Raw genomic sequence first — 23,314 nt, 5'->3', positions numbered from 1 at the left:
GGCCTGGAAGCCGTAGCAGATCCCGAAGACGGGCACGTCCAGGTCGAACAGCCGCGCGTCCAGCTGCGGTGCGCCCTCGGCGTACACGCTGGCCGGGCCACCGGACAGAATCACCGCGGCGGGCTGCCGCGCGGCGATGTCCTCGACGGTCGTGGTGTGCGGAATCACCTCGGAGTAGACGCTGGCTTCGCGCACCCGCCGGGCGATCAGCTGCGCGTACTGGGCCCCGAAGTCGATGACGAGAACTGGTCGCTGGGTTTCTGCCACGCGCACAGTTTAGTGAGCGCGTCGGGGCAGCTCGTGCCCGGGCGAAGCGGCACGCTCGCACGTCGGGGACGTTCCGGGCGGCGCGCCCCCTGGCGACACGCCCCGAAGATATCGGTCGCGCCGAATCCCGGTGCGGCACAAGGTGCCTGCTCGGCGAACCGGCAGCACCTCGGCAACCGGTACGGCTCACCGAGCACGACCGACCCGACAGCGCAACCCGCCACGGCGCCTCGTCCGATCCAGCTATCCTCGTGCTCGTGCCATTCGCCCGTGCGATCGATGCCGAGATCCATTACGAGGACAGTGGCGGCAACGGCCCGGTGGTACTCCTTGGGCACGAATTCTTCATGGACCGAACGATGTTCGCAGCGCAGGTTGCCGCACTCGCCCCGGAGTTCCGCATCGTCGCGTGGGATGCGCGCGGGCACGGCCATACCCGGGACAAGGGCCTGCCCTTCACCTATTGGACCGCCGCGCGCGACGCCCTGACCGTCCTCGATCAGCTGGGAATCGAGCGCGCCGTGGTCGGCGGCACCTCGCAGGGCGGGTTCAGCGCGATGCGGACCGCGCTGCTGGCCCCCGAGCGGGTGGCGGCGCTGATCCTGATCGCCACCGAGGCACACGGCCCGACCCGGCAGGAGCTGAACACCTCCCGCCGATTCCTCGACCGGTGGAACGAGCCCGGGGCCCGGCGGACGCTGGCCGATCACCTGGCCCTGTGGCTGATCGGCGAGGACCCGTGGCATCGCGCGGTGTGGACCGAACGCTGGCTGGCCCGCGATCCGCACGCCACCGAGATGGCCGCCGGCTGCCTGCTCAGCCGCGATTCGATCCTGGAGCGGCTGCCGGAGATCACCTGCCCCGCCCTGGTCATCCAGCCCACCCGCGCCGGTCTCCCCCGCGCGCACGCGACGGAAATGGCTCGCGCCCTGGTGAATTCGCGCTATCTGGAGATCGAAGACGCCCGCCAGGCGGTGAATATGACCCACCCGGACCAGGTGAACGCGGCTATCCGGGGGTTCCTGCGGGACATGATGGTCACGCGGGCCAGGTGATTCCGGCCAAAAGCGTGCCGGAAACTCTCGGACGCGCGGGCGCGCCCAGAACCATATTTTCCGGCGCGCTTTTGGCCGGAATCGTCTCAGGCCCGGACCGTCAGACCGACGCGTTGGAATTCCTTGAGTTCGCTGTAGCCTGCCTTGGCCATCGAACGGCGTAGGCCGCCAACGAGATTCACCGAACCCCACGGATCGCTCGAGGGGCCGTAGAGCACCTGCTGGAGGGTGGGGCGCTCGTCCTCGTCGGAGAACTTCAGCAGGGCGCCGCGCGGGACCGACGGGTGTGCGGCGGCCGAGGGCCAGTACCAGCCGCGGCCGGGCGCCTCCTGCGCCAGCGCGAGCGGCACGCCGAGTACGGCCGCGTCGGCGCCGCAGGCGATGGCCTTGGCCAGCTGGCCGGAGGACACGATGTCGCCGTCGGCGATGACGTGCACGTACCGCCCGCCGGTCTCGTCGAGGTAGTCGCGGCGCGCGGCGGCGGCGTCGGCGATCGCGGTCGCCAGCGGGACGCCGATACCCAGCACCTCGCCGGTGGTGGTGGCGCCCGGGGTGGACCCGTAGCCGACGATCACGCCGGCCGCGCCGGTGCGCATCAGGTGCAGCGCGGTGCGGTGGTCACTGACGCCACCCGCGACGACCGGGACGTCGAGATCGGCGATGAAGGTCTTGAGATTCAGCGGCTCGCCGTCGCCCACGTGCTCGGCGGAGATGATGGTGCCGTGCACGACCAGCAGGTCGATATTGGCCTGGACCAGCGCGGGCGTCAGGGCCTGGGCGTTCTGCGGGCTCACCCGCACCGCCACCGTCACTCCCGCGGCCCGCACCTGCGCCACGGCCGCGGCCAGCAGGTCGGGCTGCATCGGGGCAGCGTGCAACTGCTGCAGCAGCGCGACCGCGGCCTCGGTGCCCTCCTTCTCGGCCACCTCGAGCAACTGATCGATCCGCGCGGACACATCCGCGTGCCGGGCCCACAGGCCCTCGCCGTTGATCACGCCCAGCCCGCCGAGGCGGCCCAGCTCGATGGCGAACTCCGGCGAGACCAGCGCGTCGGTGGGATGGGCCACCAGCGGGATGTCGAATCGGTAGGCATCCAGCTGCCAGGCCAGCGATACCAGCTTGGACGACCGCGTCCGGCGCGACGGAACGATGTCGACATCATCCAGCTCATAGGTACGCCGGGCGGCCCGGCCCATACCGATCTCGACCATGTCGCGCACTGGGTTGCTCCTTAGTTTTGGCCTCCGCTTCGCTGCGGCGGGTTTTTCGGCGCCCGGATGGCGCGCGTTCAGCGGCCGTTTACTTGCTCCTTTGTCGCATCGTAAACGGCCGCTGAACGCGCGCCGCGCCGAAAAACGTCGTGGAGACTATGTCCGAAACTCAACCACGGCCTGTGTAGTTGGGTGCTTCCACGGTCATCGTGATGTCGTGGGGGTGGCTTTCCTTCAGGCCGGCTGCCGTGATCTGCACGAACTGGGCCCGCTGGAGATCCGCGATGGATTGCGCGCCGGTGTAGCCCATGGCCGCGCGGAGTCCGCCGACCAACTGGTGGATGACCTGGTTGACGGGGCCGCGGAACGGGACCCGGCCCTCGATGCCCTCGGGGACCAGCTTGTCCTCGGCGAGGACGTCGTCCTGGAAGTAGCGGTCCTTGGAGTAGGACTTGGCCTGGCCGCGGCCCTGCATGGCGCCCAGCGAGCCCATGCCGCGGTAGCTCTTGAACTGCTTGCCGTTGACCAGGATCAGCTCACCGGGGGACTCCGCGGTGCCCGCGAGCAGCGAGCCCAGCATGACGGTCGAGGCGCCGGCCGCGATGGCCTTGGCCACATCGCCGGAGTACTGGATGCCGCCGTCGGCGATCACGGGCACGTCCGCGCGGTTGCAGACGGAGACGGCCTCGAGGATCGCGGTGATCTGCGGCGCGCCGACACCGGCGACCACGCGGGTGGTGCAGATGGAGCCGGGGCCCACGCCCACCTTGACGGCGTCGACGCCCGCCTCGATCAGCGCGGCCGCGCCCTCGCGGGTGGCGACGTTGCCGCCGACGATCTGGACGCGCTCACCGACCTCGGTCTTGAGCTTGGCGACCATCTGCAGCACCTGGGCCTGATGGCCGTGCGCGGTGTCCACGATCAACACGTCCGCACCGGCGTCGCGCAGGGTCATCGCGCGCGACCACGAATCCTCGCCGACGCCCACCGCCGCGCCGACGAGCAGGCGGCCGTCGCGGTCCTTGGTGGCATTCGGGTACTGGTCGGTCTTGACGAAGTCCTTGACGGTGATGAGCCCGCGCAGGCGGCCGTTACCGTCGACGATGGGCAGCTTCTCCACCTTGTGGCGGCGCAGCAGGCCCAGCGCGGCCTCGGCGGTGACGCCCTCCTGGGCGGTGATCAGCGGCGCCTTGGTCATCACCTCGGCGACGCGGCGCTCCTGGTCGACCTCGAAGCGCATATCGCGGTTGGTGATGATGCCCACCAGCTCGCCGGTCTCGTCCACCACCGGCAGGCCGGAGATGCGGTACCGGGCGCACATCGCGTCGACCTCGGCGAGGGTGTCGCTGGGGCGGCAGGTCACCGGGTTGGTGACCATGCCGGCCTCGGAGCGCTTCACCGTCTCCACCGCGGCGGCCTGGTCGGCGGCGGCGAGGTTGCGGTGCAGCACACCCATGCCGCCGGCGCGGGCCATCGCGATCGCCATGCGCGCCTCGGTGACGGTATCCATCGCCGAACTCACCAGCGGGGTGCGCAGCGTGATCTCACGGGTCAGCCGGCTGGAGGTCTCGACCGAGCTGGGAATGAGATCCGATGCGGCCGGTAGCAACAGCACGTCGTCGAACGTGAGGCCGAGCATGGCGATCTTGTTCGGATCGTCACCACCCGTACGAGGGCCGTATCCGACGCCGCCCGAGCGGGGCCCCTGCGTGGTTACGCCGGCTGCCTCCTCCGGGGCCTGACCACTCGGACGGGCGGCACGTTCGCCCATCACGGGACTACTCATCGGATCGACCCCTCCTGGACCTCGAAAGCAACAATCCGGGGGGCGGCCCGGATCGCGAACATCTGACGGACGGCGGAGCCGAAGATCTATACCCGGCACCTGTTCCGTCCATGGTATCGACCGCGCAAATCGAGGAGCCACGCGACTCGGCACAGTAATCTGTGCCACACCGTAAGAAGCCGACACGCCGACAACCTCGAGCAACTCGCTGACGAACTCCGCTCGGGCAACGCCACACTCGCAGCGCACCCGCCATCGCGACGACCGGACGCGACGGCGGACCCGGCTACCTGTGCAACCGCCGGTGGTTTGCGGTGCGGCCCGATTTTCGGCAGCCTGCACACGGGCGGCGAAGGAGTGCGCGGAGGCCGCCGAAAACCGCGCCGAACGGCCGTCGCAAACCCCTCGTGGCGTGGCCGCGACGGCAGCACACCTCAAAAACACCCTTCCAGCGCTGGCGCAGGTACCCCTGTTCTGCGTACCGTGGGATTGTGCGTGACCATCTACCACCTGGCTTGCCGCCGGATCCGTTCGCCGGAGACCCCTCCGACCCGTCGGCCGCGCTCGATGCCATCGAGCCGGGGGAACCGCTGGATCCTCACGAGCGCCTAGCGGTCGAGGAGGATCTCGCCGACCTCGCGGTATACGAGGCGCTGCTGGCGCATCGGGGCATCCGCGGACTCGTGGTCAGCTGTGAGGACTGCCGACAAGATCATTATCACGACTGGGATATGTTGCGCGCCAATCTGCTCCAACTGCTGGTCGACGGCACGGTGCGCCCGCACGAGCCCGCCTACGACCCGACGCCCGAGGCCTACGTCACGTGGGACTACTGCCGCGGGTACGCCGACGCATCGATGAACGAGGCGCTGCACGGCGACGGATTCGACGGCTTCGACGCCTGAGCCGATCCCACCGGCCCACCTCGATGCGTGGGCAACCGCCGATCCTGCGCGGGCAACTGAAAGCAATCAAAGGCCGTCGGTAGACAGCCGGAAACGTGCGTGACCATCGGAGTCCGCGCGCAGACAACAAAGCCGACCGCCATACAGCGATCGGTGTGATCTGTCGTCTTCGCCTTTACTTGATCCCGCCCGGCAGCGATCCGGCCGGCGGCACGGCGGCGGTGGGCGGCGTCCCGAGCGACGGGACGGTCGGGCGATTGGGAACGGTCGGAGGTTCGGCGGGCTCGCTGGCCGGGCGCCCCGGCGGGAACACCGGGACCGAGGCCCCCGTCGAGCCGATGGTGGTCGGCGCGACGGTGGGCTCGGCGGTAGGCGGTTCCTGCGGGAGCGTGGTGGGCTTGCTGCCGCCCGTGGTCGGCTCCGAGGGCAGCGTCGGCTTGGTCGGCACGGTGGTCTCCGGATTGGTACCGGGGCCTCCCGTACCGGGACCGCCGGTGCCGGGCTCGTCGGTCGGCGCGGTGCCCAGGGTGCGCGGATCGAAGGTCGGCTTGGTGCTGCCGGTGGTGGCCGGCTGCTCGGTCCCCGTCGATCCGGTGCTCGGAACCTGCGGCCGACCGGTCGATTTCGGCGGGCTGGGCGGCGTCAGTGAGGCCGCGATCTCCGGAGCGACCGAGTTCAGCCGTGCCCAGAGCTGATTCCAGCGCTCCTCCAGATCATTCTTGCGCTTGCCGTCGTCGACCTGGGTCGCCGTATTGCCGGCGCTCGCCAGCAGTGCCTTCGCCTGTTCCGGACGGTTCTGCTGGAGCAGGGTCTCGGCCTTGGCCAGATCATCGTCCGCGCGCTGGGCGATGGTGGTCTGCGCCTGCTGGCTGAACACCACTTCCTTGACCCGCCACAGCGGATCGCCCGGCTGCGCGCTGTACGAGAACGCCGTCATACCGCCGAAGATCAGGGCCAGTGCGGCGGCCGCGCCCATGAGCGGACGGACCAGCCTGAGATGATTTCGCTGCCCGACGTTAACCCTCGTCTGCCTGGCACCGATTTCCTGATTGACCGCCGCGACAACAGCATCCAGATCCGGGCCGGCCGGCAGCGGATCGTCGACGATCTCGGCACGCCAGTTCGCGAGTAGCGTCGCGAGCTGATATTCCTCCGTGCTGTCGGTCGTTACGGGTCCGTCGCCGGCGATCGCATCGATCAGCGCATCGTCGCGGCGTACCGCGGCGATGTCGACCGGTCCTGTATCACCGGATGCCTCGGCGTAGGGATCGCTGTTGTGCGATCCAAGCCGCGCCTTCCAGTCGCCCCGACCGCGCTCGCCATCCCTAGCCATACATTTCACCTGCCCTCGCCACTTGTGACTTCAGTTTCGCGAGCGCCCGGTGCTGGGCCACTCGTATAGCTCCCGCCGTACTGCCCACGGCGACAGCAGTTTCTTCTGCTGACAGACCCATGACCAAACGCAGGATCAGGATCTCTCGATGCTTCTCGGGAAGCGTCGCCAGGAGGCTGTTCATCTGCCTGCTGGTTTCGGAATCGAGAGCGCGCTGCTCCGGCCCTTGGTCGGTGGATATGACATCTGGTACTTCGGCCATCGCATCCGCCTTGTTACGGGCGGCGTTGCGATGGGCGTCGGCGACCTTGTGCGAAGCGATTCCATACACGAAGGCCATGAACGGCCGCCCCTGGTCCTGATAACGCGGCAGGGCGGTCATCACGGCAAGACAGACCTCCTGCGCAACGTCGTCCGCGGAGAGCTGCCCACGCTCCGCGGAACCGATCCGCGCACGGCAGTAGCGGACTACCAACGGGCGGATGATCTCCAGTACCTGGGCTAAAGCCGAACGATCGCCCTGCGCTGCGGCAGCGACGGCGGCGTCCAACTCCTCGCCCGTGTGCGTCATCGTCAGAGATATTCCTGGCGTTACAAGTGGCACGGTCGGTTGCTGACCAGTGCTTCCGCCGGTCGGCGGAACGGCTCCAACAATAGCGGCTTCACAACGTGGCACGAGCAACACCTGGGATCATCCACTACCGAGAAGCCCGACGTCCGAACGCAATACACCGCCGTGACCGGCCAGGTCCTGCGCACACGCTGCGGCTTCGGCCGAGGCCCAGGCGGCCGCGGGCCCCTCGGCGACACCCGCGCGCAGCATCGCGCAGGCCCACCGCAGCGGCAGCAATCCGTTTTCCCGGCTCTGGGAGGAGACCTGGTCGGCGAATACACGAGACTTGTCCAAATCTCCGGCGGCCGCTGCCGCCGCGGCGAGAAGTAGACGGGACTTGACGCGATGACGCACCGACGGACCCCGCTGGGCGAGCTCCAGCGCGGTGTCGGCATGCTGCGCCGCGCTCCTGGCGATCAGCCCGGCCCCGGGGGCCGCGAGCGCGGTCTCCGCCGACACCCAGTGCCAGCGCACCAGGACGCGCCGGCCGGCGGCGGTGTCCGGTACGGCCGCGAGCGTGTCCCCGGGCGAGTTGACACGCGCCGAGTGAATCGAGCCCAGAAAAAGCTGGCAACGTTCCAGCAGCCGAGCCGAGAGTTCGGGGCGAGCGGTCCCCAGCGCATCCGCGGCAAGTCCGGTCAACGCGTCGCAAACCGCCTCGCGATGGGCCGCCGACCGGATCTCCCCGCCGTCGCGGGCGTCCGGCAGGACCGCCGCCAGGGCGCGGCCGTCGAGGACCGCCGCGCGGGCGTGCCATCCGAGCTGGCGCAGCAGCGACGCCTCGGTGCTCGTGACCAGCGAGCGCAGCACCGGGTCGCGGGTATCGCGACGGGCGCGGCGCAGTTCGGCGCGGGCGGCGGCATAACGTCCCTGGCCACCGAGAACGATCGCGCGCAGCCAGGCTTCGACGGCGTCGCGGGCGGCCGGCAATTCGGCAGCGGCGATACCGGGGCGGTCGCCGAACGCGGCCGTGGCGAATATCGCGCGCGGCGGGTGCGAGGCCCGGTCCGCCACCGCGGAGTACTGATCCACCGCCGAACCTTATCCGGTGGTCCACCCGGCCCCGCACCGCCGGAGTATGCGACGGCGAGCAACCGTTCAGCATGAAGAATGCAGCGCAGATGTTTCCATCGGGTAAAACCATGACGGGCTATCGCCCAGCACGTACGTTAGGAATTCGTATGCTTTTCGGATAATTAACCTGGGCGCCCGGATACGGTCATCTGGGTATCGCCCGCATTCACCCGATCGGTGTCGCCCGTCACATACCACACGGCATGACGAGGCCCTGTCGGATACCGCACTTTCCGATTGAAATACAAGTTGACCTGCGAGTTTATGAGATATCACAGATCACGATACGGCAACCACTGATCTAGCCAACCGATCAGTATCGCTATAGAAGGCCCCGTTGTAAATAGCAGGAAGGTTAAATCTCGGATCCTCCGACTTTGAAATCGTCGCAGGAGAAACTATTGACTGGATTTCGCCGCGCGTCCTAACGTACGACATCGCCGTCGTCGGCGCCGTGTGAAATTGCGGCGACCACGAACTGCGATCGCCGGGACTCCGGCGAGACGGGTCCGAGCCCGATCTCGGCAAGGTCTCATCCGACCACGCCGCGGGTCCGGACAGACCGCTGCTGACAAGCACGCTCGACAATGCCGACGAGCTCGCACACTAGGAGTTCACCATGCCCATGCCCACCCACCTCCCCGGTCCGAACGCCGACATCTGGGACTGGCAGATGCGCGGATCCTGCCGTGGTGTGGACTCCGCCGTATTCTTTCATCCCGATGGAGAGCGGGGCCGCGCCCGTGCACAACGGGAGCTGCGCGCCAAGGAGATCTGCCGCACGTGCCCGGTGCTCATGCAGTGCCGCAGCCACGCCCTGAAGGTCAGCGAACCGTACGGCATCTGGGGCGGGATGTCGGAGACCGAGCGCGAGATGCACGCCCGGCGCAATCGCCGTCGCATGCCGGTCTGAGCGGACACCCCGAAATTGCTCCCATCCGGAAGCCGTGGTGCGCCGAATCCCTAGCAAACACCCGGCCACTGAGCTACCGGCCGGTGAATACCGAGACAGGCGCGCAGGCCGGCCGCCACCGCCGCCGAGCCTGCCGAGAGGGCCAGAAGCCCTTGCCCACCTGCCGTTCCCGTCTACACGCCGGGACCGTCGGAGGCGGCGAGAGTCGGCAGTTCCCGGGCGTGTCGCGGCGTGTCCGACCACAATTTTTCCGGCGTTTCGGGCAATGTCCGAAAACCGCTGGGGTACAGGAGTTTTGCCGATACCCCCTCCCGAGAGGAGGTCATAGCGGCACGCTACGGTAGTGGCCGATGACACAGAATGGAGCGTTGTGACAACGCGGCCGTCGGCCGCAGAGGGCGACTCGTTCCAGCAAGCTATCCGGGACGAGCGGGTGGGTACACCCGGCGGAACTTCTGCGGTGTCGGCGCGCGCAGCCGAAAGCATGGAACTAGCCGCGCTTCTCGAACGCTGCGGCGGATCCGACCAGCAGGCCTTCGCCGAGCTGTACGACCGAACGTGCGCCCGGGTCTACGGCTTGGTGCTGCGTGTCCTACACGACCCCGGCTACGCCGAGGAGACCACTCAGGAGGTCTACCTCCAGATCTGGCGTACCGCAGCCAACTTCGATTCCGCCAAGGGTTCGGCGGTCACCTGGCTGATGACCCTCGCCCATCGCCGGGCGGTCGACCGCGTCCGCGCCGAGCAGGCCCACGCCCAGCGCGAAGTCGCCTACGGCGCAAGCTCTCTCGGTAACGAATTCGACGAAGTCACCGAAGAGGTAGGACGAAGACTCGAACAGCAGGCGGTCCTGGCGGGTCTGTCCACGCTGACGAGTACGCAGCGGGAGGCCATCTCGCTGGCCTACTACGGCGGACGGACGTACGCCGAGGTGGCGGAGTATCTCGGCGTGGGGTTACCGACCGTCAAGTCCCGTATTCGGGACGGATTGACAAGACTGAAGAAGAGTTTGGGAGTGACCTGAGATGAACGACAGCCAGATCGATCTCGCGCACGCGGTCGCGCTCGGATCGATCGGCGACGAAGACCAGCGCGCGGTGCGAGAGCTACTCGATTCGGGTGACGAGACACTGCGCGCGGACTTCACCAGGGAAGTGCAATCGACCAGGGAAGCCCTCACCGTGTTCGCCTCGGCGCCGGCCGAGCAGCCTCCCGCCTCTCTCCGCGACCGCCTCCTGGCCGCCATCGCCGACGACCAGGCCCCCGCGGCCGGTGCCCGCCACCAGCCCCACTGATCCCCCGAAACGACAAACGAGCCGCTCCACATTCGAAGGAATGTGAAACGGCCCGTTGCCATTCCCTTGCCACGACCACTCCATCGACCCACACGGAGCGAGCCTTACGAGCGACCGTTCGCGGCCGGCCCGTCGTTCGGTGGTCGAAGCGCATGCGCGAAGCGCGAGTCTCGACCGCCGAACGGCGGGCCTCAGAGGCCGCGAACACGCGCCGCCGAAGGCGGCGCAGACATTTCAGTGCGAGTGACCGTGGTGGTCATCGCCCTCGTCGTCGGCCGGCTTCTCGACCACGGCGCTCTCGGTGGTGAGCACCATCCGCGCCACCGAGGTGGCGTTGAGGACGGCCGAGCGGGTGACCTTGACCGGGTCCACGATGCCGTCGGTGACCAGGTCGCCGTAGGTGAGGGTGGCGGCGTTGAAGCCGTCCTTGCCCTCGGAGACCTTGCTCACCACGACCGCGCCGTCGATTCCGGCGTTGCTGGCGATCCAGTACAGCGGGGACCGCAGCGCCACGCGCACCACCTCGACGCCGACGGCCTGATCGCCCGACAGCGAGTCGCGCAGCTCGACCAGCTTGGTCGCCGCCTGCACCAGCGCGCTGCCGCCGCCGGGGACGATGCCCTCCTCGATCGCGGCCTTGGCCGCGTTCACGGCGTCCTCGACCCGGTACTTGCGCTCCTTGAGCGCGGTCTCGGTGGCCGCGCCGACGCGGATCACCGCGACGCCGCCGGACAGCTTCGCCAGCCGCTCCTCGAGCTTCTCGCGATCCCAGTCGGAGTCGGTGGCCTCGATCTCGCCGCGCAGCTGCGCGATGCGGGCGTCGATGGCGTCCTGGGTGCCGGCGCCCTCGACGATCGTGGTCTCGTCCTTCGACACGACAATGCGCCGCGCCTTGCCGAGCAGGTCCAGGCCCGCCTCGCGGAGGTTGATGCCCAGATCCGGGTTGATCACGGTACCGCCGCTGACGGTGGCCAGATCGTCCAGGAACGCCTTGCGGCGGTCACCGAAGAACGGCGCCTTCACCGCGACGACCTTGAGGGTCTTGCGGATCGCGTTGACCACCAGGGTGGACAGGGCCTCGCCCTCGACGTCCTCGGCGATGATCAGCACCGGCTTACCGGATTCGGCGATCTTCTCCAGCAGCGGCAGGAAATCGGGCAGCGAGGAGATCTTCTCGCGGTGCAGCAGGATCAGCGCGTCCTCGAGGACCGCCTCCTGCTTGTCGTGATCGGTGACGAAGTAGCCCGACAGGTAGCCCTTGTCGAACTGCACGCCCTCGGTGACGACCAGTTCGGTGCTCAGCGTGGAGGACTCCTCCACGGTGACGACGCCGTCCTTGCCGACGACGGTCAGCGCCTTGCCGACCATCTCGCCGATCTCCTCGTCGCGCGAGGAGACGGTGGCGACCTGCGCGATGGCCTGCTCGCTCGACACCGGCTTCGCGGCGGCCAGCAGGGCCTCGGACACCACGTCGGCGGCCTTGCTCATGCCGGCGCCCAGGCCGATCGGGTTGGCGCCCGCGGCGATGTTCTTCAGGCCGCCCTTGATCAGCGCCTGCGCCAGCACGGTGGCGGTGGTGGTGCCGTCGCCGGCCACGTCGTTGGTCTTGGTGGCGACGCTCTTGACCAGCTGCGCACCGAGGTTCTCGAAGGGGTCCTCGAGGTCGATGTCCCGGGCGATGGTGACGCCGTCGTTGGTGACCGTCGGGCCTCCGAACGCCTTGGCCAGCACCACGTGCCGACCGCGCGGGCCCAGCGTGACCTTCACGGCGTCGGCGAGTTTGTCGACGCCGCGCTCCATCGCCCGACGAGCCTTCTCGTCGAACTCGATCTGCTTTGCCATAGGTGATATGTCCTTGGTTCGTGGGAGGTAAACGACAAACTGCCCCGATGCCTACGTGTGGGGCACCGGGGCAGTCGTCGTTACGACTCGATCCCGGCCTGCGCCGGGATGACCGCGCGGTGCGCGGTCACTTGTTGACGACGGCCAGCAGGTCGCGCGCCGACAGGATCAGGTACTCCGCACCGTCGTACTTGATCTCGGTGCCGCCGTACTTCGAGTAGATGACGACGTCGCCTTCCTTGACGTCCAGCGGAATGCGCTTCTCGCCGTCCTCGTCCCAGCGGCCGGGGCCGACGGCGACGACGGTGCCCTCCTGGGGCTTTTCCTTCGCCGTGTCGGGGATGACCAGGCCGGAGGCGGTCGTCGTCTCGGCCTCGTTGGCCTGGACGAGGATCTTGTCCTCGAGCGGCTTGATGTTCACGCTCGCCACGTTGAGCCCTCCACTTTCAGGGGATTCGTCGCGTCCGGGGCGGTTCCCCGGGCGCACGGGTTTCGGTCACGATGTGTCGACGCTGTGCGCAGCCCCGTCGTCGCGGGTTCCGGGACCCCTGCTCAGCAGTCGTAGGTGGCACTCGCGCAACATCCGAAGTGCCAACTAGCACTCTATACACGCGAGTGCCAGCGCTCAAGGCCGGGCGCTGCTTATATCGGACCGAGACAACACGCCCAAGAGCGTGGCAATTCCTCGCCGAAATCTGTAACGTTCCAATAACGGATTGTGACACTATGGACGACGGCTCCGTGATGTAGCGTCTGTCGGCCCGCCATGCGGGTCGGCGCCCGTCGCGAGAACCGTCGAGTACTGCCCACAACTGCGTCACCCACCCGCGCGACGACCATCGCGCACGCCTGAGACGAGAGCAAGACCGCAAGTGATCGCTGGCTGGACCCGACCCCCGAACGGACGAGGGCCCGGCCGGATCCGCCGCTCGGGTCGCCCGCCATCCATGCGGAGGCTCGCGCTGTCCGTTCGAGATGGTCGGCGACACCAAGACCATCCGCTCGAAGGGAGGTGAACATGCGAACATCCCTCGGCATCTCCGCCGGGAACGAAGTGGTGTGCTCGGCGCTGGTGGCCACCGCTCCGAACGGCGCCCAGAGTTTCGACTACCGGGTCGTGTCGGCGGACGCCGCACATTCCGATCTCGGTGATCTGGTGGCGTCGTCGATCGAACTGATGACGACCCAGCGGCCCGCCCGCGACGTCGTGCACCCCGTCGGCGCGCACACCGCCGGCCTCCCGGCCCCGCACCCCGAGACCCCCGCCGGGCCTCCGGGGGCCATCGCCGTCGCCTACCGCGACCGGGAACAGGCCGTCGCGATCCGCTCGGCCATCGGCCGCCAGCGCCGCGACATCCAGCTGATCCCGGAGAGCACCGCGGCCCTCACCTACCTGCGGCACACCGGCCTGCTCGACCGCTACGAGACGGTCGCGCTCATCGACCTCGGCGCCTCGGGCATGACCGTCACGGTCGCCGATCTGGCCGACGATACGACGCTGCGCTCCGAGCGCACCTCGGCCATCAGCGGCACCACGGTCGACGAACTCATCTACCACCACCTGCTGGACTGCCACTTCGCGCGCCGCGGCACCCGCCCCAACCGCGGCATGCTCATCAACCGCAGCCGCGCGGCCAAGGAGCACCTGTCCATCGCGCCGGCCGTGACCATCGACCACGTCGCCGGCCAGCCGCTGAAACTGACCCGCGCCGACTTCGAGGAGCTGATCGCGGATCTCGTGCGCGAGGCCGCGGTGTACGCCTCCGCGGTGTTCGAGCGGTCCCCGAAGCTGCCCCAGGCGGTCGCCGTGATCGGCGGCGGGGCCAATATCCCCACCGTGGTCGCCGGCCTGGACGAACGGCTCGACATCCCGGTCCTCACCCTGCCGGAGCCGGAGGCGGCCACCGCGAAGGGCGCCGCGCTGGTGGCGGATTCGGCCCAGCCGTCGGCCTTCCCGGTGATCAGCCTGGGCAGCGATGCGTCGACCGGCACCTTCACCAAGCTGGTCGGCACCCTGGCCGGTGCGGTCGTGGTGGTGGGACTCGTGGTCGGCTACGGCGTCAAGGAACTGGTCCCGGCCGCCCACAACGATGTCAGCCCGGTCGGCACCAGCAATACCGCGCAGCTGCCGACCACGACGGCCGTGCCCTCGCCGACGGGATCGGCGACCACACCCGCCGGTCAGAACCAGCCGGGCCGGCAGCCGGTCGGCACCAGCGTGCCGTCGCCGTCCTCGACCTCCACCACCAGCCTGCTCCCGACAACCACGCCGACGCCGTCCACGACCAGCACGGCCCCGCCCCTGCGCCCGGACCCGAACCTGCCGCAGATCCCGCTGCCCGACCTGCCCCGCCTGTTCGGCCCGCTGCTCGGCACCACCACGCCGCAGCCGGTCGTCCCGGAGGGAACGACCACGCCGGAGGGAACGACCACCCCGGCCCCCACCACCCCCACGCCGACCCCCAACCGCGCCCCCGTCCTCCCGAGGTCGAACTCGGGCTCCGGGGGGTCGGGCATGGTCCAGCCGACCGACTGACGCGGCCGCGGGCACTCGCTCAGAGAATCCGGCTGGTGAGGGCGTTCTGTTCCCGGCTGCTCAGCGGATCTGGCTGGTGGACACCGGGAGGCCGGGGTCTGTGGCGACGGTGAGGGCGGACGGTTTCGCCCCGCCCGCGATCACGTGGGCACCGAGGGTCGCGATCATCACGCCGTTGTCGGTGCACAACCTCGGCTTCGGCACGCGCAGGGTGAGACCCGCGGCGGCGCAGCGTTCTTCGGCCATCGAGCGGATGCGGGAGTTGGCGGTGGCGCCGCCGCCGAGCACCAGCGTATCCACGCCGACGTCCTGGGCGGCGCGAATCGCCTTGGCGGTCAGGACATCCGCGACCGACTCCTGGAACGAGGCCGCGATATCCGGTATGGGCAGTTCGGTTCCGGCCCGCTGCGCCGCCTCCACGTAGCGGGCGACCGCGGTCTTCAGTCCCGAGAAGGAGAAGTCGTAGCGCGCGTCCCGCGGGCCGGTCATACCGCGCGGGAACGCGATGGCGGCCGGATCGCCGTGTGCCGCGGCGGCATCCAACGCCGGGCCGCCCGGGAAACCGAGGCCCAGCAGCCGGGCCACCTTGTCGAAGGCCTCCCCCGCCGCATCGTCGACCGTGCTGCCGAGTTCCACGATCGGATCGGCCAGGTCGGTCACGTGCAGCAGATGAGTGTGTCCGCCGGACACCAGCAGCGCGACGCACGGCGGCATCGGGCCGTGCTCGAGGGTGTCCACGGCGACATGGCCACCCAGGTGGTTCAGCGCGTACAGCGGGATATCCCACGCCGCCGCATAGGCTTTCGCCGCCGCCACCCCGACCAGCAGGGCTCCGGCCAGACCGGGGCCGATGGTCACCGCCAGCGCGTCGGGCCGATCGACGCCCGCCACGGACAGCGCCCGCCGCATCGCCGGCACGATCGCCTCCAGGTGGGCGCGCGAGGCGATCTCGGGCACCACGCCGCCGAAGCGCGCGTGCTGGTCGACGCTCGAGGCCACCTCGTCGGCCAGCAGTTCGCAGGTCCCCGTGCCGTCCTCGGCGGGGCGCCAGCGCACGATGCCGACTCCGGTTTCGTCACACGAGCTCTCGATGCCCATGACGATCATGACACGACCTCTGAGTTCTGCGGGGCGCCCGGCCGCGGGACTCCGGCCACCGCCGGACGGCGCATGGTGAACGCGTCGGCGCCGCTGGGCTGATAGTAGTTCTTGCGCAGGCCGATGATGTGGAAGCCGTGCTTCTCGTAGAGCGCGATCGCCGGCGCGTTATCGGTTCGCACCTCGAGAAATACCGGGCCGCCGCGCTTTCCGGCCTCCGCCAGCAGCGCCCGCAGCAGCGCGGTGCCGATGCCGCCGCGGTGCACGCCCGGATCGACGCCGATGGTGTGCACCTCGGCCTCGGGGTGGGCCAGCGTGCCCAGCAGCGCGATACCGGCGTAGCCGACCATGCGGCCGGAGCCGTCGCGAGCCACCAGATAGCGATTGTGCGCGCCCGCCAGCTCCGAGTGGAACGCCACCTCCGGCCACGGATCGTCCTCGGGGAACAGCAGTTTCTCGAGTTCGGCGCAGCGCGCGATATCGCCCGGCCCCATCGGTTCGATATCGACGGCCGGCGGATCCTGTGCGGTCATGACGCCGCCTGGTAGCTACGCTCGACGGCGTCGGGGCGGCGCAGGTACAGCGGAGCCAGTGGTTCGGTGCCGGCGCGCGACAGCACCTCGGTGGCGGCGCAGCGCACCAGGCCCGCCGGGGACGGAGTCTCGACCGGCAGCACCGGCAGATCGAAGAAGTCGACGTGCGAGGCGGATCCGGCGATCACGGTCGACTCGCGCGTATCCAGATCGGCGGGCTTGCACACCCCCGGCCCCGCGACGCGGCCCACGGTGCGAGCGCCGGAACCCACGGCGGCGGGCCCGGCGAATTCCGCCGACGGCCGCGCCCGGTAGCGGGCCCAGTACACCTCGCGGCGGCGGGCGTCCGTGACGACCAGCAGTTCGGATTCGGCGGCGGTGGCGATCCCGCGCCCGCCGCCGTCGGTGATCTCCTGCCACGCGTCGGCGGCGATCGCGTCCAGGCTGCACACGCCGTACACCGGCAGGCCCAGGGCGTCGCCGAACGCGGCGGCGGTCGCCATGCCCACCCGCAACCCGGTGAACGGTCCGGGGCCGATGCCGACGACGACCGCGTCGAGGTCGGCGCGGGAACGCTCCGCGGCATCGAGGCATTCGAGGATCTGCGGCGTCAGCACCTCGTTGTGGGCGCGCGCGTCGACGGTCACCCGGGCCGCGAGGGTGTGGATCCGCGGCGCCGCCTCCTGTTCCGCGGCGGTCAGCTCCACCAGTCCCGCCGTCACGGCAGGAGTCGCGGTGTCGAGGGCAAGTACAAGCGCCATAATTGTGTCAACGATACCGGTTGGTCATGTTCCGGACGCCGGCCCGCTCACCCATTCCCAGGTGGCGGTTCGGGTGTCGGATTCGGCCGCGCGCCGCAGCAGCACGCGCAGGTGACGGTCTGAGAGATGTTCGACGACACCGAGGCCCCACTCGACCACGACCACCGCGTCGTCCAGGTCGGTGTCGAGATCGAGGGCGTCCAGCTCGTCCAGGTCACCGCCGAGCCGGTAGGCATCGACGTGCACCATCGCGACCGCGCCGGGACGCGGCCCCGCCCGATGCTGGCGGGCGATGATGAAAGTCGGTGAGCTGACCCGCCCCTCGACCCCGAGCCCCGCCGCGATCCCCCGGGTGAGCGCGGTCTTCCCGGCGCCCAGCGGACCGTCCAGCACCACCAGATCACCGGCCCGCAGATCCCCGGCCAGCTCCCGCCCCAGCGCCTCGGTGTCCTCGACGGTCGGCAGTACTCGTTGTTCAGCCACCGGCTATTCCCTCCTCGCCGGTACCCACTTGCTCAGCCACCCACCACTCCTTCCCCGTCACCGCGACCGGCACCCGGCACTCCGCTGCGTTCTCCCGCACCCAGTACGCCGCTGCGCAGCAGCAGGCGGTCCAACGCGGCGTCGACCAGGTCCGGATACTGCAGGTGCACCATGTGGGCGGCGTCGGTGACGCGGACCAGGTCGGCGTCGGGCAGTTCCCGCGCGAGCGCCCGCGAATTGCGGAACGGGATCACCTGGTCGTGGGTGCCGCCGAGGACGAGCGCGGGCAGCGGGGCGAGGGTGGGCAGGGCGGCCGATTCGTCGTGCAGTTCCAGTGCCCGCAGGAATTTCACGATCGTCTCGACCGGGGTGCGGTCGATCATCGAGGTGGTGAAGCGGGACAGCGTCGGGCTCACCTCACCGTGGAACGAACTCGCGTACAGGATCGGCGCGATGACGTGCCGCGCGGTGACCCGGCCCGCCTGCACCAGGGCCGGCGCCGCGAGGGCCGCCATCCGGAATCCGTCGATCGCCGGATTGCGCAGCAGCTGGGCAACACCCGTCGCGGTGACCTCGGCCGCCGCGGTCGACAGCAGCGCCACCGCCCGCACCCGCTCGGCGAACAGGCGCGGGAACTGCGCGGCCGCGGCCAGAATCGCCATGCCGCCCATGGAATGTCCGGTCAGCAGCAGCGGGCCGTCCGGCGCGCAGCGCTCGATCACCGCCGCCAGATCGCGGCCCAGCTGCGGCACGGTGCAGCTCTCCGTACTCGGGACGCCGGAGCCGCCGTGCCCCCGCAGATCGAAGAACACCATGCGAACCCGTGGGCCCCACTGCTTTTCGAGATCGCGGCGCTGAAAGTGGAACGACTCCATGCTGTTGCAGAAACCGTGCACGAAAACGGCTGTGACAGGGGCGTCCTCGGGTCCGCAGTGGCGCACCGCCAGCTCCACGCCGTCCTCGGCGACGACCGTATCCGCCCGATCGCGGCCCAGCAGCCCGAAATCCTCGTCGCGCAGGTCGTCCCGGTGGGCGGGCCAGCTCACCGAGGCGCCGACGCGGCGCAGCGCGTGCACCCCGGCCAGCGCGCCGAGGGCGCCCGCGGTCGCTATCCCGCCGCGCCAGGCCGTCGCCCGAAAACCGTGCGGCCGTTCGGGTTTCATACGCCACCCTTTCGGTCTGCGAAATCGCCCACATAGCGTCGCACGACCCGGGCGCGGGGGGAACAGACGATCTCGTAGTGGATGGTGCCGAGCAGGTCGGCCCAGTGCTGCGGATGCGGCTGTCCCGGCCCGAACAGCACGGCGGTGTCGCCCTCGCGGACGCCGTCGATGTTGTCGCCGAGGTCGACCACGAACTGGTCCATGCAGACCCGGCCGACCTGGGGATAGTGCAGGTCGCCGATGCGCACCGCGATCCGGCCGCCCAGCGGGCGGAAGACGCCGTCGGCATAGCCCGCAGGGATCAGCCCGACGGTCGTGGCGCGCGGGGCGACCCATTCGTGCCCGTAGGAGACGCCCTCGCCCGCGGCGACGTGTTTCACCAGAGCGACGCGGGCCTGGAAGGTCATCGCGGGGCGCAGGCCGAAGTCGGAGATCTCCGGCACCGGGGACAGCCCGTAGACGGCGATACCCGGGCGCACCATGTCGAATGCCAGGTCCGGGCGGGTCAGCGTGGCCGCCGAATTCGACAGGTGCACCACCTCGGGCTCCAGGCCGTATTCCTTGGCGGCGGCGATGGCGTCCAGGAAGCGGTCACGCTGCATGTCGATGGCCGGATGGTCGGGTTCGTCGGCGCGGGCGAGATGGGAGAAGATCGCCCGCAGCCGCAGCACGCCCTCGTCGGCCAGTTCCCGCAACGCGGCCAGGACCAGCGGGTACTCGGTGGCGGAGAGGCCATTGCGGTTCAGGCCGGTGTCGACCTTCAATGACACGGTCCCGGTGGTCCCGGTGGTTCCGGTGGTGCGGGCGGCCTGTTCGACGCCGCGCAGGTGCGCCATCGACGACACGCCGATCTCGATATCCGCGGCCACCGCGGCCGCGTAGTCGGCGTCGGAGAGGTTGAGCCAGCACAGGATGGGCGCGTCGATACCGGCCGCGCGGAGTTGTAGTGCCTCGTCGACGGTGGTGACGCCGAGTTCCGCCGCTCCGGCCGCCAGTGCCGCGCGGGCGACGGGGACCGCGCCGTGGTTGTAGCCGTCGGCCTTGACGACCACCATGAGCGCGGCGTCGCCGGCGTGCTCGGACAGCACCCGCACGTTGTGCGCGATGGCGTCCAGGTCGATGACGGTTTCCACCTGCGGGTCGACGGTATTCACAGCTACCGATCCTGCCATTCGCGCCGATCGGGGCGGCAGCGGCTGCCTCGGCGAGATCGGGCCTTGCTTGGAGTGCACTCCAGGTCGTTAGCGTTGAGAACGCGGTCGTCGGGGGGACGTCCGCGCCGACCTGAGAGCAGAGGAAAGGCCATCATGAGCAAAGTGTGGTTCATCACCGGCGTTTCGCGCGGTTTCGGGCGGGAGTGGGCCCTCGCCGCGCTCGAGCGGGGCGATCGCGTCGCCGGAACCGCGCGCGATCTCACGACGCTGGACGACCTCGTCGCCAAGTATCCGGACACCTTCCTGCCGCTGCGCTTGGACGTGACCGACCGGGGCGGCGACTTCGCTGCCGTCGCGCAGGCCGCGGAGCGGTTCGGGCGGCTCGACGTCGTCGTCAACAATGCCGGATACGGGCAGTTCGGCATGATCGAGGAGCTCACCGAGGACGAGGTCCGCGCGCAACTGGAGACCAATGTGTTCGGGGCGATCTGGGTGACGCAGGCGGCGCTGCCGATCCTGCGCGCGCAGGGCAGCGGGCACATCATCCAGGTGTCGAGTATCGGCGGGATCAGTGCGTTCCCGAATATCGGCGCCTATCACGCGTCGAAGTGGGCGCTCGAGGGGTTCTCGCAGGCGCTGTCGCGTGAGGTCGCCGATTTCGGCATCCACGTCACGCTGATCGAGCCCGGCGGGTTCGACACCGACTGGGCGGGCCCGTCCGCCCGGCACAGCACCCCCAACCCCGCCTACGACCAGGTCCGCGACTCCCGCAACCGCACCCGTGCGGCACAGCGCCGCGGCGAGCCCACCGCCACCCGCACCGCCATCCTGGCCGTGGTCGACGCCGAGCGCCCCCCGCTGCGCACCTTCCTCGGCGAAGCGCCCCTCGCCATCGCCACGGCGGATTACGAATCCCGCCTGGCCGAGTGGCGCGAATGGCAGCCGGTAGCCGCTGCCGCCCAGGGCAACTGACCAGACCTCCTGTCCCAGGCACGCGTTCGCGCTGACGCTAGCCGAATCGACCTGCGGCGCAACGGGTTCGGCGGCGACGGTGGGCCGGGATCGCGCAGCAGAGCGGTAAGCCGGGCTGTGGGATAGCAGAACTCGGTGCGCGCGGACGCCGTGGGGGGATGTGCAGGTCAGGGAGTTTCGCTGAGGGCGCGGAGGGTTCTGATCGCCGGGCGGAGGTGGTGGAGCAGGGGGGACGCCGAGATCGGGGCGGGGGCCGGGCTCTGGGCGTGGGCGGCGAGGTTGGCGGCCAAGGCATGGGCGCGGGCGGCGGCGGCCGCTGCCCAGGACGGGTCGCGGCCCGTGGCCAGCAGGGCCCCGAGGACGCCGGACAGCACATCGCCGGAGCCCGCGGTCGCGGCCCAGGAGCCGCCCGCCTCGTTGACCAGGACCGGGCGGCCGGGCCCGGCCACGAGGGTGGCGCGGCCCTTCAACAGCACCGTGACCTGCCAGTCCTCGGCGAGTGTGCGGACCGCTCCCACTCGGTCCGGGCCGGGGTCGCGGCCGGTGAGGCGGGCGAACTCGCCCGCGTGCGGCGTGAGCACGGTGGGTGCGCGGCGACCGGTGACCAGCGCGGGATCGGCGGACAGCAGCGTGAGGCCGTCCGCGTCCACCACGACCGGGAGGTCGGTGGCGAGGATCTCCGACAGTCGTTCGCGGGCATCGTCGTCGGTGCCCGCGCCGGGGCCGAATACCCAGGCCTGCACCCGGCCGGTCTCCGAAACCGATTGCGCGGCAATGACTTCGGGGTAGTGGTTCAGCACCTCCGCGCCGCCGGTTCCGGCATAGCGCACCATGCCGGAGGTGGCGGCCACCGCTCCCCCGGCGCACAGCACCGCCGCGCCCGGATAGCGCGCGCCGCCCGCGCAGATTCCGGTGACGCCCTGGCTGTACTTGTCGTCCGCCGCGCTCGGCACGGGCCAGTCCGCGCCGACCGAAACGGGTTCCAGGGCAGCAAGATTCGGTTCGGGCAGCGTCAAGCCGATCGGGACCAGGTCGATCCGGCCGCAGTGCGGGGCGGCGAGGGCATGGACCGGCTTGTAGGCGCCGAAGGCCACCGTGACGTCGGCGCGCACGGCGGGGCCGTCGACGGCGCCGGTATCCGGGTCGACGCCGCTGGGCAGATCCGCGGCGACGATCGGTACGTCCACCGCCGCAACCAGTTCCGCCGCGCGCGGCCGCAGCGGTCCGCGGCCGGAGATGCCCACGATGCCGTCGATCACCAGGTCCGGCGCGCCCAGGTCGTCGCGGACGCGCCCGCCCGTACGCCGCAGCGCCGCAAGGCCTTTCGCATGCGCGCGCTCGGGCGACAACAGTACCGCCGACACCGCGACGCCGCGCCGGCGCAGCATCGACCCCGCCCACAGCGCATCGCCGCCGTTGTCCCCGGACCCGACCAGCAGCGTCACCGAGCGCCCGGCGATTCCCCCGGTCCGCTCGCGGAGTTCGGCGGCGACGACTTCGGCCAGCCCGTAGGCGGCCCGCCGCATCGGCGCCCCCTCGGCGACCCGCTTGAACAGCTCCGCCTCGGCCGCCCGCACCTCGTCGGCGGTGAAATAGCCGCGGACCGTCGATGCGCTCATACTCGCCCTCCTACCCGCCGCCCGCCGGCGCGGGCCGCTCGGTGCCTCGGTATCCCGCAACGAGTGCAGATTACGCCCCGCGGGCGTGCGGAATCGGACGCGATCCGGCCGACACACGGTGCCGCGCGAACCGTGGCACGCCTCGTCGCGTGGTTGCAGTACGCGACCGAACTCACCCCCCCGGAGATCCCCATGCCCGCACAGCGCCCACCACGGACACCCGTCGCGAACCGCCCGCAACCGGCGGCTACTACGCTGGCCCGCATGTCGACTGGCTCTGCGGGCGTCCCGACCGCGCGTGTTCTGATCACCGTGATTGCCGCGACGGGAGTGGCGCTGGCCGGCTGCGGCTCGGAGAAATCCACCGCCACGCCGTCGTCGACGCCCGCCGCCGCCTCGTCGGCCCCCGCCACCACCGGCGCGCCGCAGTCCACGACCACCACCGTCCAGGCCGACGACATGAAGTTCTCCCCCGCCGCGATCACCGTCCCCGCCGGAAGCACCGTGACGTGGAAGTTCTCCGACAAGGTGCCCCACGCGGTCCAAGGCATCGGCGACGCCGCCATGGGCGTCAACAGCCCCATCCTCACCCAGGGCGAGTGGAGCCACACCTTCACCACCCCAGGCACCTACCGCTACATGTGCCCCCTCCACCCGGAGATGCGGGGAACCGTCACGGTGCAGTAGCGACCCGCGCGCGA

General features: G+C 70.1%; 23 protein-coding genes. 8 read left to right on the top strand and 15 right to left on the bottom strand.

The genetic code is table 11. From position 1 onward, the window contains the following. The coding region (locus tag ON41_RS06830) for a glutamine amidotransferase-related protein (RefSeq protein ID WP_444543674.1) at positions 1–273 on the bottom strand (273 nt) is incomplete at its 3' end. Between the two features lie 251 nt (positions 274–524). Between ON41_RS06830 and ON41_RS06825 the strand changes: the two genes are divergently transcribed. After that, positions 525–1,322, top strand: coding sequence for an alpha/beta fold hydrolase (locus tag ON41_RS06825; RefSeq protein WP_040746130.1), 798 nt, complete (start codon positions 525–527; stop codon positions 1,320–1,322). A gap of 86 nt (positions 1,323–1,408) precedes the next feature. Here the strand turns inward: ON41_RS06825 and ON41_RS06820 are convergent, their stop codons facing one another. Together ON41_RS06820 and guaB are read right to left on the bottom strand one after the other, a co-directional pair. Continuing rightward, entirely contained in the window at positions 1,409–2,542 is a 1,134-nt protein-coding gene (locus tag ON41_RS06820; protein ID WP_040746110.1) for a GuaB3 family IMP dehydrogenase-related protein, read from the bottom strand. Between the two features lie 160 nt (positions 2,543–2,702). After that, positions 2,703–4,172, bottom strand: coding sequence for an IMP dehydrogenase (gene guaB, locus ON41_RS06815; RefSeq protein WP_040746109.1), 1,470 nt, complete (start codon positions 4,170–4,172; stop codon positions 2,703–2,705). 638 nt (positions 4,173–4,810) lie between these two features. Here guaB and ON41_RS06810 point away from each other — a divergent pair. Then, positions 4,811–5,224 carry a DUF5319 domain-containing protein gene (locus ON41_RS06810; RefSeq protein ID WP_019932909.1) on the top strand — a complete coding sequence of 138 codons (414 nt, stop codon included), beginning with the start codon at positions 4,811–4,813 and terminating at the stop codon, positions 5,222–5,224. A 175-nt stretch (positions 5,225–5,399) separates the two neighbouring features. Here ON41_RS06810 and ON41_RS06805 read toward each other — a convergent pair whose 3' ends face one another. The 3 genes from ON41_RS06805 to ON41_RS06795 all read right to left on the bottom strand — a co-directional run bounded on the left by ON41_RS06805 (position 5,400) and on the right by ON41_RS06795 (position 8,202). Further along, positions 5,400–6,557, bottom strand: coding sequence for an anti-sigma-D factor RsdA (locus tag ON41_RS06805; protein ID WP_051161058.1), 1,158 nt, complete (start codon positions 6,555–6,557; stop codon positions 5,400–5,402). After that, a complete protein-coding gene (locus ON41_RS06800) occupies positions 6,550–7,128 on the bottom strand; it encodes a sigma-70 family RNA polymerase sigma factor (protein ID WP_040746108.1) in 579 nt (192 codons plus the stop codon). Before ON41_RS06800 ends, ON41_RS06805 begins: the two co-directional genes overlap by 8 nt. A 120-nt stretch (positions 7,129–7,248) precedes the next feature. Further along, complete coding sequence (locus ON41_RS06795) at positions 7,249–8,202, bottom strand: hypothetical protein (RefSeq protein ID WP_063709844.1); 954 nt, start codon at positions 8,200–8,202, stop codon at positions 7,249–7,251. A 661-nt stretch (positions 8,203–8,863) separates the two neighbouring features. Between ON41_RS06795 and ON41_RS06790 the strand changes: the two genes are divergently transcribed. The 3 genes from ON41_RS06790 (at position 8,864) to ON41_RS06780 (ending at position 10,452) form a co-directional block, all read left to right on the top strand. Beyond that, complete coding sequence (locus ON41_RS06790; protein ID WP_040746107.1) at positions 8,864–9,157, top strand: WhiB family transcriptional regulator; 294 nt, start codon at positions 8,864–8,866, stop codon at positions 9,155–9,157. 460 nt (positions 9,158–9,617) lie between these two features. Continuing rightward, positions 9,618–10,181, top strand: coding sequence for a sigma-70 family RNA polymerase sigma factor (locus ON41_RS06785; protein WP_373281324.1), 564 nt, complete (start codon positions 9,618–9,620; stop codon positions 10,179–10,181). Between the two features lies 1 nt (position 10,182). Continuing rightward, complete coding sequence (locus ON41_RS06780; RefSeq protein WP_040746105.1) at positions 10,183–10,452, top strand: RskA family anti-sigma factor; 270 nt, start codon at positions 10,183–10,185, stop codon at positions 10,450–10,452. A 234-nt stretch (positions 10,453–10,686) separates the two neighbouring features. On the opposite strand, the gene groL is transcribed toward ON41_RS06780, so the two are convergent. Beyond that, positions 10,687–12,294, bottom strand: coding sequence for a chaperonin GroEL (groL, locus tag ON41_RS06775; protein WP_040746104.1), 1,608 nt, complete (start codon positions 12,292–12,294; stop codon positions 10,687–10,689). A 127-nt stretch (positions 12,295–12,421) separates the two neighbouring features. Beyond that, positions 12,422–12,724 (bottom strand): co-chaperone GroES, encoded by a 303-nt coding sequence (gene groES / locus ON41_RS06770; protein WP_040746103.1) that lies wholly within the window; start codon positions 12,722–12,724, stop codon positions 12,422–12,424. Between the two features lie 588 nt (positions 12,725–13,312). Between groES and ON41_RS06765 the strand changes: the two genes are divergently transcribed. After that, positions 13,313–14,830 carry a DUF7159 family protein gene (locus tag ON41_RS06765; RefSeq protein WP_040746102.1) on the top strand — a complete coding sequence of 506 codons (1,518 nt, stop codon included), beginning with the start codon at positions 13,313–13,315 and terminating at the stop codon, positions 14,828–14,830. A 60-nt stretch (positions 14,831–14,890) separates the two neighbouring features. Here ON41_RS06765 and tsaD read toward each other — a convergent pair whose 3' ends face one another. From tsaD to alr, 6 genes are read right to left on the bottom strand one after another with little or no spacing between them, the layout of a single operon-like run. After that, positions 14,891–15,937: a tRNA (adenosine(37)-N6)-threonylcarbamoyltransferase complex transferase subunit TsaD gene (tsaD, locus tag ON41_RS06760; RefSeq protein ID WP_040746101.1), complete on the bottom strand. Its 1,047-nt coding sequence runs from the start codon at positions 15,935–15,937 to the stop codon at positions 14,891–14,893. Further along, positions 15,934–16,461, bottom strand: coding sequence for a ribosomal protein S18-alanine N-acetyltransferase (rimI, locus tag ON41_RS06755; RefSeq protein WP_040746100.1), 528 nt, complete (start codon positions 16,459–16,461; stop codon positions 15,934–15,936). Before rimI ends, tsaD begins: the two co-directional genes overlap by 4 nt. Beyond that, entirely contained in the window at positions 16,458–17,222 is a 765-nt protein-coding gene (gene tsaB / locus ON41_RS06750; protein WP_040746099.1) for a tRNA (adenosine(37)-N6)-threonylcarbamoyltransferase complex dimerization subunit type 1 TsaB, read from the bottom strand. The genes rimI and tsaB overlap by 4 nt, the downstream gene beginning before the upstream one ends. A 24-nt stretch (positions 17,223–17,246) precedes the next feature. Next, complete coding sequence (tsaE, locus tag ON41_RS06745; RefSeq protein ID WP_040746098.1) at positions 17,247–17,705, bottom strand: tRNA (adenosine(37)-N6)-threonylcarbamoyltransferase complex ATPase subunit type 1 TsaE; 459 nt, start codon at positions 17,703–17,705, stop codon at positions 17,247–17,249. Positions 17,706–17,737: 32 nt separating this feature from the next. Next, positions 17,738–18,868, bottom strand: coding sequence for an alpha/beta fold hydrolase (locus ON41_RS06740; protein WP_051161056.1), 1,131 nt, complete (start codon positions 18,866–18,868; stop codon positions 17,738–17,740). Then, on the bottom strand, positions 18,865–20,040 hold the full coding sequence (gene alr, locus ON41_RS06735) for an alanine racemase (RefSeq protein ID WP_083905184.1): 1,176 nt from the start codon (positions 20,038–20,040) through the stop codon (positions 18,865–18,867). Before alr ends, ON41_RS06740 begins: the two co-directional genes overlap by 4 nt. A gap of 132 nt (positions 20,041–20,172) precedes the next feature. On the opposite strand from alr, the gene ON41_RS06730 reads away from it, so the two are divergent. Beyond that, complete coding sequence (locus tag ON41_RS06730; RefSeq protein WP_085995625.1) at positions 20,173–20,994, top strand: SDR family oxidoreductase; 822 nt, start codon at positions 20,173–20,175, stop codon at positions 20,992–20,994. Positions 20,995–21,161: 167 nt separating this feature from the next. Here the strand turns inward: ON41_RS06730 and ON41_RS06725 are convergent, their stop codons facing one another. Continuing rightward, the gene (locus tag ON41_RS06725) at positions 21,162–22,613 is read right to left on the bottom strand and encodes an NAD(P)H-hydrate dehydratase (protein WP_040746094.1); all 1,452 of its coding nucleotides are present in this window, start codon (positions 22,611–22,613) and stop codon (positions 21,162–21,164) included. Between the two features lie 264 nt (positions 22,614–22,877). On the opposite strand from ON41_RS06725, the gene ON41_RS06720 reads away from it, so the two are divergent. Beyond that, positions 22,878–23,300 carry a plastocyanin/azurin family copper-binding protein gene (locus ON41_RS06720; protein WP_040746092.1) on the top strand — a complete coding sequence of 141 codons (423 nt, stop codon included), beginning with the start codon at positions 22,878–22,880 and terminating at the stop codon, positions 23,298–23,300. The last annotated feature ends 14 nt before the right edge of the window (positions 23,301–23,314 follow it).

This window comes from Nocardia transvalensis NBRC 15921, assembly GCF_000308875.1.
GTDB classification, from domain to species: domain Bacteria; phylum Actinomycetota; class Actinomycetes; order Mycobacteriales; family Mycobacteriaceae; genus Nocardia; species Nocardia transvalensis.
Note: the sequence above shows the minus strand (reverse complement) of the source record. Positions and strands in the feature narration are given on the sequence as shown.

What these genes read in the sequence shown, in the direction of transcription:
- ON41_RS06740 (WP_051161056.1), bottom strand. Translation starts at nt 18,868, where the DNA reads ATGAAACCCGAACGGCCGCACGGTTTTCGGGCGACGGCCTGGCGCGGC.
- ON41_RS06765 (WP_040746102.1), top strand. Translation starts at nt 13,313, where the DNA reads ATGCGAACATCCCTCGGCATCTCCGCCGGGAACGAAGTGGTGTGCTCG.
- ON41_RS06800 (WP_040746108.1), bottom strand. Translation starts at nt 7,128, where the DNA reads ATGACGCACACGGGCGAGGAGTTGGACGCCGCCGTCGCTGCCGCAGCG.
- ON41_RS06780 (WP_040746105.1), top strand. Translation starts at nt 10,183, where the DNA reads ATGAACGACAGCCAGATCGATCTCGCGCACGCGGTCGCGCTCGGATCG.
- ON41_RS06725 (WP_040746094.1), bottom strand. Translation starts at nt 22,613, where the DNA reads ATGAGCGCATCGACGGTCCGCGGCTATTTCACCGCCGACGAGGTGCGG.
- ON41_RS06805 (WP_051161058.1), bottom strand. Translation starts at nt 6,557, where the DNA reads ATGGCTAGGGATGGCGAGCGCGGTCGGGGCGACTGGAAGGCGCGGCTT.
- rimI (WP_040746100.1), bottom strand. Translation starts at nt 16,461, where the DNA reads ATGACCGCACAGGATCCGCCGGCCGTCGATATCGAACCGATGGGGCCG.
- ON41_RS06790 (WP_040746107.1), top strand. Translation starts at nt 8,864, where the DNA reads ATGCCCATGCCCACCCACCTCCCCGGTCCGAACGCCGACATCTGGGAC.
- ON41_RS06720 (WP_040746092.1), top strand. Translation starts at nt 22,878, where the DNA reads ATGTCGACTGGCTCTGCGGGCGTCCCGACCGCGCGTGTTCTGATCACC.
- tsaD (WP_040746101.1), bottom strand. Translation starts at nt 15,937, where the DNA reads ATGATCGTCATGGGCATCGAGAGCTCGTGTGACGAAACCGGAGTCGGC.
- alr (WP_083905184.1), bottom strand. Translation starts at nt 20,040, where the DNA reads ATGGCAGGATCGGTAGCTGTGAATACCGTCGACCCGCAGGTGGAAACC.
- guaB (WP_040746109.1), bottom strand. Translation starts at nt 4,172, where the DNA reads ATGCTCGGCCTCACGTTCGACGACGTGCTGTTGCTACCGGCCGCATCG.
- groL (WP_040746104.1), bottom strand. Translation starts at nt 12,294, where the DNA reads ATGGCAAAGCAGATCGAGTTCGACGAGAAGGCTCGTCGGGCGATGGAG.
- tsaB (WP_040746099.1), bottom strand. Translation starts at nt 17,222, where the DNA reads ATGGCGCTTGTACTTGCCCTCGACACCGCGACTCCTGCCGTGACGGCG.